Genomic DNA, 12,617 nt, shown 5'->3' on the forward strand with positions numbered 1-12,617 from the left:
CCGCGACGGACGATCCGGCTGCCCGGCGAACCCTTCCCGCCGGCGCTTCGGACCTCAACGTCACCAGTCCGCTTCTGTCACTCTCGTGTCGAGAGTGCCAACTCCATGTTTAGCACTCGGGTGGTGTGAGTGCAAACGCCGCCCCCGGGAATCCGGGGGCGGCGTCGGCGGGAGGGGTCGGGAGTCAGAGCGGCATCTTGAGGAAGCGGACACCCTTGCTGAGCTGGCCGAAGGCGGTGCGGAAGATCTCCTCGAACTCCGAGCCGCTGACCGCGCAGAAGAAGTAGTCGCCGTCCTCGTTCTCCTTCTTGATGTCCGCGTTCTTGCACGTGTTGGCCGCGCTGGCCGCCCCGGTGGCGGGGTGGGGCGAGGCCGCCTTGGCCAGGATGTCGCGCGTGTAGCTGCTGCCGCTGCCCTCGCACCGGGCGGAGGTCGCGCCGCCGAAGCCGATGGTGATGATCAGGATCCCCTCGTTCTTCGCCTTCGTGGCCACGTCGACCAGGTTGTTGCAGGCGGTCACCCCGTTCGTGTCGCGAGGGTCCCCCGAGGCGGTCAGCGCGGTCGAGCTGGTCTTCTTCACCTTCTCGTTCGGCTCACCGTCGGTCTCGAAGATGATGACCTTCCGGATCTCGCCCTCGCGCGGGTTGGCGGCCGTGAGGGAGCCCAGGTTGCTGGTGCTGTACCCCAGGAGCTTGCGCGCCGCCTCCTTCATCGGTGCGGCCAGGTGGGTGCCGTAGTCCCCGTCGGAGGAGTCCAGGCAGTTGATCGCCTTGTAGACCGGGTCCAGGGGGTTGTGGGTGCGGCTGCCCACGTCGCCCAACGCGTAGGTGCTACTGAAGTCGGTGGGCACCCACACGCCCTTGTTCATGTCCGCCTCCTTGGGATTGGAGCCCACGGATCCGGCGGCGCTCTTGCAGGAGCTGGTCGGTTCGCTCTTGTGGATCGTGCCGAGGGCGAGGAAGTGCATCGACGGATCCATCTGCAGCGTCATCGTCTTGATGGCGTTCTTCATCGCCGTCCGGTCGCCGGTGCTGAGGCTCAGGGTCCGGTCCGCCACCACCACCACGTCCATCGGGTTGGGTGCCGCGGTGCCGCACGACCCCTTGCACGCCACCGAGACCAGGGCCCCGGTGTCGCCCTCCTTGAAGCCGATGGCCGGGGCGAACGCGTAGGGCACGACCTTGGAGTCCGCCACGCGCACGGTGTTGCACTTGATCGAGGCGTCGGTCGCGGACGGGATGCACGGGATGAAGCAGAGCTCCGCGGTGCACTTGGTGCCGGCGTACGGCTTCGATCCGTGCGGCTTGCAGGTCGAGGGGATCTGGGCGAACTGGGGCGCGTAGGGCGTGGTGCCGGTCGATGCCACCACGCACCACAGGTCCGAGGTCACCGAGGAGTTGGGGTCGTTGGCCTTGGCCATGTCGTTCACGACGCCCTGGACGTTGGTCGACGAGGCGGGCAAGGCCAGCGCTCCCGCGTGCGCGGCCGTGTCGACGGTGTCCATCAGCTGCTGCTTGGCGGCCACGTTGCTGGCGATGTCGACGCCGATGGCGGCCAGCGCCATGAGCAGGACGACCAGGACGGAGAAGAGGACGGCGTAGGCGCCCCGCTCGTCGCGGCGACGCCGTAGGAATACCTGACGACTCATTCGATCCTCATCTCTGCCTTGCGGGTCAGATCGAACCCGCCCGGAAAGAACATCCCGACTGGGGTCAGCATGTTGTGCTGGTACTTGATGGTGATGACCGCTGTCCCGCCGGTCGCCTTGTCGGAGTCGTAGTTCCCGCAGTTGCCCGCGCCGGCCGGCTTCTTGCAGGTGACGGTGATGAGGACGTTGGAGGTGTTGCCGACCTGGGCCGTGCCCGCTCGGGCCACCTGCTCGACCTGCACCTTGGTGGCGTTGAGGCTCGCCTCACGGGCCGCGTCGCGCGCCGCGTTGTTGATCATCGAGCCGCGGTTGATCATGTAGCCGAAGTCGATGATGCCGAAGAGGAGCAGCAGGAAGATCGGCAGGATGAGCGCGAACTCGACCGCGGAAGCTCCCCGCTCATCGCGGCGCCTACGACGTATCGACATGGGACTCCTCAGACGGTCGCGCCGGCCGCCACCACCGACAGGACTACCGGTGGGTACGGCACAGCGTGTCGACTGTACGAACGCCCGGACCGGGTCGCGAGCGATTCGGGAGGAAATGGCCCGAACGGTCTAGTCCGACTGTCCCATCGGCTGACCGTCGGGGTAGCGCTCGCTGAGCACCGACCACTTGTTGGTGCCCTCGAGGTTGTCGCCCTTCTCGATGATCACCAGGTTGTGGAAGCAGTGCACCGCCCTCACCCAGCGGTCGGTGTACGACGGCTGGTGCGGCACGACGTACTCCTCGTGGTTGAGGCCGTCGACCAGGTCCTTGACCAGGTCCATCGTGGTGCCGCGGGCGTGCCGGTCCTCGGCGCCGCCCCACTCGGGCCAGTAGGAGGTCTGGGTGTCCTCGATCGCGTAGACCGCGCCCTCGGGGAGCAGCGGGAAGAGGATCTCGAAGGTCCGGCGGATGTGGGCCGGCACGTGGGAGCCGTCGTCGATCACGACCAGCGGCACGCCCTGCTCCTCGAGGATCCGGCGCAGCACCGCCTCGTCGGTCTGGTCGCCGCGGTAGGTGGTGATCCGGTTGCGGTCGACGAAGGACTTGTCCTCGATGTCGAGCCCGACGATGTTCGCCCGCGGGAAGAACCACTTCCACGCCTTCAGCGACGCCCCACCCTGCCGGTTCCGGGCGTAGCCGCCGACCCCGATCTCGAGCAGGGTGAACTCCTCGTCGCGCAGGTGCTCGAGGTGACGCTGGTAGTGCGGGGTGTAGCGGTGCACCCCCCACTTGTCGGTCCCGAAGTGCTGCGCCAGCTCGGTGAGGTCGCGCTCCTTCAGCGGAGGCTGCGTCGAGGGTTCGTCCGGCACGGCGCTCACCCTAGTGGGCGCCCGGATGAGTACAACGGCTCATGGCCCCGACGGCCGCCAGGGACCACGATGTGCCCATGGACACCACCACACGGGATCGCGGACCCACGCCGCACTTGGTCCCCGCCACCCCCGGACAGCTCGCCTGGTTGCGCGAGCAGCTCGTCGACTGGCGCGCCCAGGGGCTCGTCGACGACGCCACCGCCCACGCCATCGCGACGCGCTACTCGGAGTCGCGCCGTTTCTCCCTCGCCCGCCTGCTCCTCGCCCTGGGCGCCGGCTTCGTGGGCATCGGCGTGATCTGGCTGGTCGCGGCCAACCTCGACCAGCTCTCCCCCCTCCTCCGCTTCGGCCTGGTCGTGGTGCTGTGGCTGGCGTGCCTGGTCGGTGCGGAGGCGCTCGAGGAGCGCCGTACGTCGCCGCTGGTGGTGGGCGCGGTCAGGACGATCGCCGCGTTCGGCACCGGCGCGGTGATCTTCCAGGCCGCCCAGAGCCTCCAGGTGCCGGCCTACGAGCCCAAGCTCGTCGGGCTGTGGGGTCTGGGAGCCCTCGTCCACGCCTACGCCACCCGCGCCCGCGGTCCGCTGCTGGTCGGTATCGCCGGCGCCACCGGCTGGGTGCTGTGGCAGGGCATCGGGCCCGACCCGACCTTCGCCGGTGCCGTCCTGGTGGTCACCGCCTCGGCGGTCCTCGCCCTCGCTGTCGCCGGCCTGCACGAGCGGTGGCGTCCGGAGTTCTCCGGCCCGTGGCGTCACGTCGGCGCCGGTCTCGCCCTGGTCGGCCTCTTCGTGGCCGGCATCCCGGTGGGCGACGGGTGGGAGCTGCCCTCGAGCTGGTGGCCGGTCCTGCTGACGTCACTCGCCACGGTCCTGGCGGTGGCGACGGTCCTGCTGGACCGCACCACCGCCCGGTGGGAGGTGCTGGGCGGGCTGGCCGTGATGGGGCTCGCCGCCCTGCTCGCCGCCTGGCCGGCCGGCTCCGACTCCGCGTCGGTGACCGCCGAGGACGTGGGTCACGCGGTGGTCGGGGTGGTCGGCTACGTCGCCCTGGCCGTCGGCGTCGCCGCGCTCGGCACGCTGCGCGACTCCGGGCTGCTGGCCGTGATGGCGACCGTGGGCCTCGTCGTCTTCACCTCGTTCCAGAGCTTCGCCGTCTTCGCGCCGATCGTCCAGGGGGCCTTCCTCTTCCTGCTCCTCGGCGCCGTCCTCCTGGCCACCGGCTTCGGGTTCGACCGGACCCGCCGCCACCTGGCCGCCACCCTCGAGCAGGAGTCACTCCGATGAACAGGTACGCCGTGGCCGCCGGAGTAGCGGCCGTCCAGCTCGCCCTCACCGCCGTCGCGGTGGGTCCCCAGCTCTCCGCCCGGCTGACCGGGGAGACCTACCTGATGCAGGTCGCCCCGGTGGACCCCATCGACCCGTTCCGTGGCGCCTACGTCACCCTCGACTACCCGGACCTGTGGCCGGAGAACCGCAGCACCAGGTTCCTGGACGGCGAGAGGCGTCGGATCTTCGTCTCCTTGGCCGAGGAGGGCGGCGTGATGGTGGCCTCGGGGTGGTCCCGTGACCGGCCCGACGACGGCGTCTACCTCAGCTGTCTCGACGAGGGGTGGACGGCCAACTGCGGGATCGAGAGCTGGTTCGTGCCCCAGGACGACGCCCGGGAGATCGAGGAGGCGCTCAGTGAGGGCGGCACGCTCGCCGAGGTGCGGATCGACGGCCGCGGCAACGCCTCCGTCGTCGGGCTGCGGACCGACTGATCAGCCGCCCGCGACCGCCGGGATCACCGAGATCTGGGTGCCGTCGGGGGTGGGCGTGGCGAGGTGGTCGAGGAAGCGTACGTCGTCGTTGTCGACGTAGACGTTGACGAAGCGGCGCAGCTGACCCGACTCGTCCAGGACCCGGCCCTTGAGGCCGGGGAACCTCGCGTCGAGGTCGTCGAGCACGGCGGCGAGGTCCGCGCCCTCGGCGCTCACCTCGGAGTCGCCCCCGGTGTAGGTGCGCAGGATGGTGGGGATGCGGACGGAGACACTCATGGCTTCGCTCTCTGCTCGTGCGGGACGGGTGCTGGTCAGTCGGTCAGGCCGGTGGCCACGAACGCGGCGTACGACGGCGCGATGGTCGCGGCCGGCCCGACCTGGTCGGCCACCGCGTCGAGCGTCTTCAGGCCCATGCCGGTGTTGATCACGACCGTCTCCAGCGTGGGATCGAGCTGCCCGGTCTCGACCAGCTTCTTCAGCACCCCCACGGTGGTGCCACCGGCGGTCTCGGTGAAGATCCCCTCGGTGCGCGCCAGCAGCAGGATGCCCTCGCGGACCTCGTCGTCGGTGATGTCCTCCACCGCGCCGCCGGTGCGCCGGCAGATGTCGAGGACGTAGATGCCGTCCGCCGGGTTCCCGATCGCCAGGCTCTTGGCGATGGTGTCGGGCTTGACCGGCCGGATGGCGTCGGTGCCGCCCTTGAAGGCGACGCTGACCGGGGAGCAGCCCGTGGCCTGGGCGCCGTAGATCCGGTAGGGCTTCTCCTCGACGAGCCCGAGCTTGATCAGCTCCTGGAAGGCCTTGTCGACCTTGGTGAGCTGGGAGCCGGAGGCGACCGGGATCACGACCTGGTCGGGCAGCCGCCAGCCGAGCTGCTCGGCGATCTCGTAGCCGAGGGTCTTGGAGCCCTCCGCGTAGTACGGACGGACGTTGACGTTGACGAACGCCCAGCCGTCCTCCTCCCCCGCGATCTCGGAGGCGAGCTTGTTGACGTCGTCGTAGTTGCCGTCGACGGCCACCAGGGAGTCGGTGTAGACCGCGGAGTTGACCTGCTTGGGCTTCTCCAGGTTGCTGGGGATGAAGACCACGGTCTTGATCCCGGCTCGCGCACCCGCCGCCGCGACCGCGTTGGCCAGGTTGCCGGTGGAGGGGCAGGCGAAGACCTTGCTGCCGAACTCGCGCGCGGCGCTCAGGGCGCAGGCCACGACGCGGTCCTTGAAGGAGTTGGTCGGGTTGGTCGAGTCGTCCTTGACCCACAGCTTCTCGAGACCGAGCTCGCGGGCCAGGTTGCGGGCCTCGAGCAGCCGGGTGAAGCCGGGCTCCATGTTGGGGCTCTGCTCGATGTCGGCCGGGACCGGGAGCAGCGCCTTGTAGCGCCAGATGTTGGCGGGGCCGGCCTCGATCTCCTCGCGGGTGACCTGCGGGAAGTCGTAGGCGATCTCCAGCGGCCCGAAGCACTCCGGACACGCGTAGTGGGGCCCCAGGGCGATGGCGTGGCCACACTCGCGGCAGGCCAGCCCGGTGGCGTGGCCGAAGGCGCCCTCGCGGAGCTGCCCGGTCGTGGGGTAGTCGGTGACGCCCTGGCCGGCAGGGGTTTCGATCGTGACGGCGCTCATGAAGGTCTCCTTCTCTCATCTGCCCCACGGCGTCTTTCGCCGCGGGCCGGAATTAGCACCTTTTCCGCGACTGACGACGTGGTCGTCAGGAGGCACGCGGCGGTTGCCGGGACTTCGTAGGGCCGTTCCCTCAGTCCCTCTGGATGAGCTGTGCCAGCGTACGACGCCGTCTCACGATGTGCACACGCGTCCCACGATGTGGAGGGGCGTCAGGAGGAGAGGACGTGTCCTGCACGGATGTCGGCGAGGAGCGTCCGGAGCAGGGCCAGCACCCCGTCGGGTCCCTCCACGACCAGGTCGGCGAGCTCGTTGAGGACGTCGGGTCCGTCGCCGCCGTCGGAGCAGACCACCAGCGTGGGCATGCCCTCCTCGCGCATCAGCCGGAGCTCGTTGAACGCCTCCACGTCACCGAGGTCGTCACCGGCGAAGAGGAAGGCACCCGCCCCGAGCCGCTCGGAGAGGCTGCGCACCGCCAGGCCCTTGTGCATGCCGGGGGCCCTGACCTCCACCACCAGGCGGCCGGGCTCGACGCTCAGCCCGTGGCGGTCGGCCGCTTCCTGCAGCAGCGGGAGCATCCGGTCGAAGGACGCCTGCGGCTCGGCCAGCCGACGGGTGTGCAGCGCGACGGCCAGGCCCTTGAGCTCCACGAACGCCTCGGACGCACCGGCGCGGCGCAGCAGCGTCGGGATCTCCCGCACGAAGGAAGCCAGGCCGTGGGGCGGCCGCGGCGAGATCACCCGGCGCTCGGTGGAGGTCCATCGCTCGTTGCCGTACTGGCCGAGCACCGTGAGCTCCTTGCCCAGGTCGGCGATCTGCGCGCCCAGGACGTCGAGGTCGCCCAGCGCCAGGGCCTGTCGGGCGGGTCGTCCGGTGACCACCGCGATGCCGCGGACCAGGGGCGCCAGCTCGAGCAGGAGCTCGGGGGCGTCGGGGTGGATGTGGGCCCGGGTGGGGTCCTCGACGATCGGGGCCAAGGTGCCGTCGAAGTCGAGCCCGATGACCAGGTCGGGCGCCGCCGCGACCACGTCGGCGTACTGAGCGGCCACCTGGGGGGTGGGGAACTCCATGGCCCTACTCTGTCAGAGTGCTCGGCGCGCCAGGCTCCCCAGGTCGCCAGCCGGTCGTTAGCCGGTCAGGATCAGCGTGAGCCGGTCCTGCTTCATCGGGGCCACGGCGGGCTGGATCCGCGCGATGCCGAGGTCGAGGGCCAGCAGCTCGGCCGCGGCCTTGAGCCGCTTGGGGAAGTAGACGGTCGGGGCCGGGATGGTGCCCACCCAGTTGTCGGTCCCCACGACCTGCCAGCCGGCGCCGCTGACCTTCTCGGCGGTGGAGGCGGCGAGCCCCTTGATGCCGGTGTTGTTGTAGACCTCGACGTAGACCTGACCGCGCTCCACGGCCGGCTTCTCCGGCTCCACCGGGGCAGGCTCAGGGACGGCCTCGGGGGCCGGCTCGGCCGCGGACGGCTCCTCCTGGGAGCTCGCCACGGTCTCCACCCGGCGCTCCTGCTCCGGCTGGTCCTTGGTGGCCACGAAGGCGACCCCCGCCATCGCGATCGCGATGACGCTCAGCATGACCAGCGGCGAGGGGTAGGCGACCCCACGCTCGTCGCGTGCCCGGAGGCCTCGCGCGCTCATCTCAGACCTCGAAGCCGAGACGACGGGCGGAGCGCTGGCGCTGACGCTGGGAGCGGAGGCGACGCAGCCGGCGCACCAGCAGCGGGTCGGCCTCCAGGGCCTCCTGGCGGTCGATCAGCGCGTTGAGGACCTGGTAGTAGCGGGTCGAGCTCATGTCGAACTTCTCCCGCACCGCCTGCTCCTTCGCGCCGGCGTACTTCCACCAGTGACGCTCGAAGTCGAGGATGTCGCGGTCGCGCTCGCTCAGGCTCCGGCCGGGCGCGGGCTCCTGGCCCGGAAGGGCGTTGGCGGCGTCCATGTGTGTCTCCCTGCTGACTTGCCTGGTGGTACGTGGCCGGTGCTGGCGCCCACTGTAGGCGACGAACCACACCGATGTCATTCAACGGGCCGAGTGGCCGCACCCTTCCCATTAAGGTGTGTGCGTGACCACTCCCGGCTCCGCAGATCTCGTCATCGTCGCCAACAGGCTGCCCGTGGACCGGCACACGCTGCCCGACGGGAGTCAGGGCTGGCGACGCTCACCGGGTGGCCTCGTCACCGCCCTCGAGCCGGTGCTGCGGGCCAACGACGGCGCCTGGATCGGGTGGCCCGGCGGCACCGAGGAGGGGCTCGAGCCGTTCGTCGAGGACGGGCTCAAGCTGGTCCCGGTCCACCTCACCGAGCAGGAGCTCCAGCAGTTCTACGAGGGCTTCTCCAACGCCACCCTGTGGCCGCTCTACCACGACGTCGTGGCCAAGCCGGAGTTCCACCGCGAGTGGTGGGACTCCTACGTCGTGGTGAACCGCCGCTTCGCCGAGAAGGCCGCAGAGGTCGCCGCCGAGGGTGCCACCGTGTGGGTGCACGACTACCAGCTCCAGCTGGTGCCGTCGATGCTCCGCGAGCTGCGCCCCGACCTGCGCATCGGCTTCTACCTGCACATCCCCTTCCCGCCCACCGAGCTCTTCCAGCAGCTGCCGTGGCGGCGCCAGGTGCTCGAGGGCCTGCTGGGCGCCGACCTGATCGGCTTCCAGCTGCCCGGCGGCGCCCAGAACTTCATCCGCCTGGTCCGTCAGCGGGTCGGCCACAAGACGCACCGCGACCTGGTCTACCTGCCCGACGGGCGCACGGTGCGCGCCGCCGCCTTCCCCATCTCCATCGACGCCGCCGACTTCGAGGAGCTCGCCCGCTCCGAGCCGGTGCAGAAGCGGGCGGCGGAGATCCGCCAGGCTCTCGGCAACCCGCGCAAGGTCTTCCTGGGCATCGACCGGCTCGACTACACCAAGGGCATCTACGCCCGGCTGCGCGCCTACAGCGAGCTGGTGGAGGAGGGTCACTTCGACGTCGAGGACGCCGTCTTCGTGCAGGTGGCGACCCCCTCCCGGGAGCGGGTCGAGCAGTACCGGATCCTGCGCGACGAGATCGACCGCCTGGTGGGCCGGATCAACGGCGACCTCGGCAAGATCGGACAGCCCGCGATCTCCTACATGCACTCCTCGTTCCCCCGGGAGGAGATGGCCGCCCTGTACCGCGCCGCCGACATCATGGTGGTCACGCCGCTGCGCGACGGGATGAACCTGGTCGCCAAGGAGTACGTCGCCTGCCGCTACGACGCCGACGGCGCCCTGGTGCTCTCGGAGTTCGCCGGCGCGGCCAACGAGCTGCGCCAGGCCTGGCTGATCAACCCCTACGACATCAACGGGATGAAGGCGGCGCTGCTGGAGGCCTTCCGGGCCACCGACAAGGAGCGCACCCGCCGGATGAAGGCGATGCGCAAGACGGTCGTCGACCACGACGTGGCCACCTGGGCCACGGAGTTCCTCGACGAGCTCTCGCAGGTGCGCAGCGACCACGGCAAGACGGTCCGCCCGGCCCACCCGGGCTGAGCGACCCTCAGGCGGTGTCGCCGTTGACCGCGGCGCTCATCTCGGCCAGCAGCGGACCGGCGAGCTCGGGCGGGAGCGCGGCCCAGCCGCGCTCGTAGCCGTAGACCTCGCGCAGCGGGACGGCGGAGCGCTGCCCGTCGAGGATGTCGATGTCGTCCGGGGTCAGGAAGCCCGGGTGCGGCACCCCCACCGCCTCGGAGACCTTGAGCAGGTCGCGGCGCAGCGACATCAGGTAGTTGGCGGCCCGGTCCTTCTTCAGCTCCACGTCGAGGCCGCGGGTGTAGCGGGCCTTCTGGGTGGCGACCCCCACCGGGCAGTGGTCGGTGTGGCACTTCTGGGCCTGGATGCAGCCGATCGACATCATCGCCTCCCGGCCCACGTTGACCATGTCGACACCCAGGGCGAAGGCGACCAGCGCGTTCTCGGTGAGGCCGAGCTTGCCGGCTCCGATGAAGGTCACGTCGTCGGCCAGGCCCGCCCGGGCGAAGCGCCGGTAGACCTCGCTGAACCCGATCCGGAACGGGTAGGCCACCGAGTCGGCGAAGATCATCGGCGCGGCCCCGGTGCCTCCCTCTCCCCCGTCGACGTTGACGAAGTCGACGCCGCGGCTCCCGCTCCCCATCTGGTCGACCAGCTGGTCCCAGAACTCCAGGTTGCCGACGGCCGACTTGATCCCCACCGGGAGCCCGGTCTCCTCGGCCAGCAGCTCGACGAAGTCGAGCATCGAGTCCACGTCGCCGAAGACGGAGTGGCGGCTGGGCGAGGCGCAGTCCACGCCGACCGGGATGCCGCGGATCTCCGCGATCTCGGGGCTGACCTTGGCCCCGGGGAGCATGCCGCCCAGCCCGGGCTTGGCGCCCTGGGAGAGCTTGATCTCCAGGGCCCGCACCGGCGCCGAGGCGACCAGCTCCTTGAGCCGGCCCAGGTCGAAGCGGCCCTGCTCGTCGCGGCAGCCGAAGTAGGAGGTGCCGAGCTGGAAGACGATCTCGCCGCCGTTGCGGTGGTGGGGCGACAGCCCGCCCTCCCCGGTGTTCTGCAGGCTCCCGGCGATCGCGGCGCCCCGGTTGAGCGCCTCGATCGCGGCGCCCGACAGCGACCCGAAGCTCATCCCGGAGACGTTGACCACCGAGCGCGGGCGGAACGCGTGCCGGCGCCCGCGGGGGCCGCCCAGCACCTTGGCCGACGGCAGCGGCACGCCCTCGTCGCCGTGCGGCGCGGTGGCGGCGCCCTCTCCCATGAAGGTGCGGTGCTTGATGATCGGGTAGCCGGCGACCTGCTCGACGTCGTTGTCGGTGCCGAACCCGAAGTAGTTGTTCTCCAGCTTGGCGCTGGCGTAGACCCAGCGGCGCTGGTCGCGGCTGAACGGGCGCTCCTCGTCGTTGCTGGTGACGATGTACTGGCGCAGCTCGGGCCCGATGGTCTCCGCCCAGTAGCGGAAGTGCCCGATGACCGGGAAGTTCCGCAGGATCGCGTGCTTCTTCTGGGTGAGGTCGTAGGCCACCACGCCCCCCAGGACGGTGGTGGCCAGGCCGGTCGCGCTCTTCCATCGCATGGTCCGTGTCTAGCTCGCCGCACCACGCGTTGTCGAGGACGGGGCTAGATTCGTCCCCATGGATCTCGTCCCCCGGCCCGGACAGGTCGTCGCGGCGGCCGGCAACCTCGCCCAGATGGTCCTGTCGGGCGGGGTGGCCGACCTGCGGCCGCTGCCCCGGACCAGGGTCGAGGAGGGGGAGCACCGCGAGCTCTACCGCTACCGGCCCCGGCCGCACGAGGCGCAGCACGGCGACCCGGTCCTCCTGGTGCCGCCGCTGGCCGCGCCCGCCCTCTGCTACGACCTGCGCCGCGGCTGCTCGCTGGTCGAGCACCTGGTGGAGCGGGGCCGGCCCACCTACCTGGTCGAGTACGGCGAGGTCTCCTTCCGCGACCGCGACCTCGACCTCGGGCCCTGGGTCGGGTCGGTGCTGCCGGAGACCGTCGAGGCGGTCTCGCGCGATGCCGGCGGCCGGCCGGTCCACGTCGTGGGCTGGAGCCTGGGCGGGACCTTCGCGGTGCTGGCCGCGGCCGACCGGCCGGACCTGCCGATCGCCTCGGTCACCGCGCTGGGCACGCCCTTCGACGTCGACCGGGTGCCGATCGTGGCGCCGGCCCGACCGCTGCTCGACCTCGCCGACCTGGGCGGTCCGCTCGGCCGGCTCTACCAGGCGGTGGCCGCCCCCCAGCCCCTGGTCCGCTGGGCCACCGAGCTGGGCAGTGTGCAGCGGCTGATCACCGGCCCCCTGGCCCGGGTGGTCAACCTCGAGGACCGCGACTACCTCGCCCAGCTCGAGGCGGTCGGCCGGTTCACCGAGCGGATGGCCGCCTACCCGGGCCGGACCTACGGCCAGCTCTACCACCGGTTCGTCCCCCCCGGCGTGGCCGCGACCGGGCTCGTCCCCGTCGGCGACCGGACGGTCGACCTGGCCCGGGTGACCGCACCCGTGCTGCTCTTCGCCGGGATGCACGACGCGATCGCGCCGATCTCGGCCATCCGGCCCGTCGTCAGGCTGCTGACCGGTGCCGCGGAGGCGAGGTTCGAGATGGTCCCCGGCGGGCACCTCGGCATGCTCACCGGCCGCCAGGCACGGAGCACCACCTGGCCGGTCCTCGACGAGTGGCTCGACCAGTGGTCGGGTCGCAAGGAGCCGAAGGCCGGGGCGAACCGCAAGCGCCGCCGCCGCCCGACGTAGCCACGACGGAGCGCCAGGTTCGGCCGACACTCGGGGCCGAGCCACCGAACTCGCCGATCTGCCCGGCCCTGTCC

At 70.9% G+C, this 12,617-nt stretch carries 13 protein-coding genes and 1 riboswitch; of the genes, 4 read left to right on the forward strand and 9 right to left on the reverse strand.

Features of this window, described 5'->3' with window-relative positions; translation table 11 throughout:
- Positions 1-184: 184 nt before the first annotated feature.
- The 3 genes from AC4BGE_RS14985 to AC4BGE_RS14995 form a co-directional block, all read right to left on the reverse strand.
- On the reverse strand, positions 185-1,648 hold the full coding sequence (locus AC4BGE_RS14985; protein ID WP_490575779.1) for a hypothetical protein: 1,464 nt from the start codon (positions 1,646-1,648) through the stop codon (positions 185-187).
- Positions 1,645-2,076, reverse strand: a complete 432-nt coding sequence (locus AC4BGE_RS14990) for a TadE/TadG family type IV pilus assembly protein (protein ID WP_490575780.1) — start codon at positions 2,074-2,076, stop codon at positions 1,645-1,647. Before AC4BGE_RS14990 ends, AC4BGE_RS14985 begins: the two co-directional genes overlap by 4 nt.
- A 129-nt stretch (positions 2,077-2,205) precedes the next feature.
- Positions 2,206-2,946, reverse strand: coding sequence for a hypothetical protein (locus AC4BGE_RS14995; protein WP_490575781.1), 741 nt, complete (start codon positions 2,944-2,946; stop codon positions 2,206-2,208).
- 77 nt (positions 2,947-3,023) lie between these two features.
- On the opposite strand from AC4BGE_RS14995, the gene AC4BGE_RS15000 reads away from it, so the two are divergent.
- Together AC4BGE_RS15000 and AC4BGE_RS15005 are read left to right on the forward strand one after the other, a co-directional pair.
- Positions 3,024-4,229, forward strand: a complete 1,206-nt coding sequence (locus tag AC4BGE_RS15000; protein ID WP_490575782.1) for a DUF2157 domain-containing protein — start codon at positions 3,024-3,026, stop codon at positions 4,227-4,229.
- Entirely contained in the window at positions 4,226-4,705 is a 480-nt protein-coding gene (locus tag AC4BGE_RS15005; RefSeq protein ID WP_490575783.1) for a GDYXXLXY domain-containing protein, read from the forward strand. The genes AC4BGE_RS15000 and AC4BGE_RS15005 overlap by 4 nt, the downstream gene beginning before the upstream one ends.
- Here the strand turns inward: AC4BGE_RS15005 and AC4BGE_RS15010 are convergent, their stop codons facing one another.
- The 5 genes from AC4BGE_RS15010 to AC4BGE_RS15030 all read right to left on the reverse strand — a co-directional run bounded on the left by AC4BGE_RS15010 (position 4,706) and on the right by AC4BGE_RS15030 (position 8,253).
- Positions 4,706-4,981 carry a MoaD/ThiS family protein gene (locus AC4BGE_RS15010; protein WP_490575784.1) on the reverse strand — a complete coding sequence of 92 codons (276 nt, stop codon included), beginning with the start codon at positions 4,979-4,981 and terminating at the stop codon, positions 4,706-4,708. It abuts the gene before it with no gap.
- Positions 4,982-5,016: 35 nt separating this feature from the next.
- On the reverse strand, positions 5,017-6,321 hold the full coding sequence (gene thrC / locus AC4BGE_RS15015) for a threonine synthase (RefSeq protein ID WP_490569488.1): 1,305 nt from the start codon (positions 6,319-6,321) through the stop codon (positions 5,017-5,019).
- Between the two features lie 12 nt (positions 6,322-6,333).
- Positions 6,334-6,471, reverse strand: a riboswitch (SAM riboswitch).
- Positions 6,472-6,530: 59 nt separating this feature from the next.
- Positions 6,531-7,388: a trehalose-phosphatase gene (gene otsB / locus AC4BGE_RS15020; protein WP_490575785.1), complete on the reverse strand. Its 858-nt coding sequence runs from the start codon at positions 7,386-7,388 to the stop codon at positions 6,531-6,533.
- Positions 7,389-7,445: 57 nt separating this feature from the next.
- Positions 7,446-7,955: a LytR C-terminal domain-containing protein gene (locus AC4BGE_RS15025; protein ID WP_490569490.1), complete on the reverse strand. Its 510-nt coding sequence runs from the start codon at positions 7,953-7,955 to the stop codon at positions 7,446-7,448.
- A 1-nt stretch (position 7,956) separates the two neighbouring features.
- A complete protein-coding gene (locus AC4BGE_RS15030) occupies positions 7,957-8,253 on the reverse strand; it encodes a DUF3263 domain-containing protein (protein ID WP_490569491.1) in 297 nt (98 codons plus the stop codon).
- A gap of 118 nt (positions 8,254-8,371) precedes the next feature.
- Between AC4BGE_RS15030 and AC4BGE_RS15035 the strand changes: the two genes are divergently transcribed.
- Complete coding sequence (locus tag AC4BGE_RS15035; RefSeq protein WP_490569492.1) at positions 8,372-9,817, forward strand: alpha,alpha-trehalose-phosphate synthase (UDP-forming); 1,446 nt, start codon at positions 8,372-8,374, stop codon at positions 9,815-9,817.
- A gap of 7 nt (positions 9,818-9,824) precedes the next feature.
- On the opposite strand, the gene AC4BGE_RS15040 is transcribed toward AC4BGE_RS15035, so the two are convergent.
- Positions 9,825-11,369, reverse strand: coding sequence for a glutamate synthase-related protein (locus tag AC4BGE_RS15040; protein ID WP_490569493.1), 1,545 nt, complete (start codon positions 11,367-11,369; stop codon positions 9,825-9,827).
- A 58-nt stretch (positions 11,370-11,427) separates the two neighbouring features.
- On the opposite strand from AC4BGE_RS15040, the gene AC4BGE_RS15045 reads away from it, so the two are divergent.
- Positions 11,428-12,543, forward strand: a complete 1,116-nt coding sequence (locus AC4BGE_RS15045) for an alpha/beta fold hydrolase (RefSeq protein ID WP_490575786.1) — start codon at positions 11,428-11,430, stop codon at positions 12,541-12,543.
- Positions 12,544-12,617: the final 74 nt, after the last annotated feature.

It is taken from the genome of Nocardioides sp. Z50_6 (assembly GCF_058215755.1).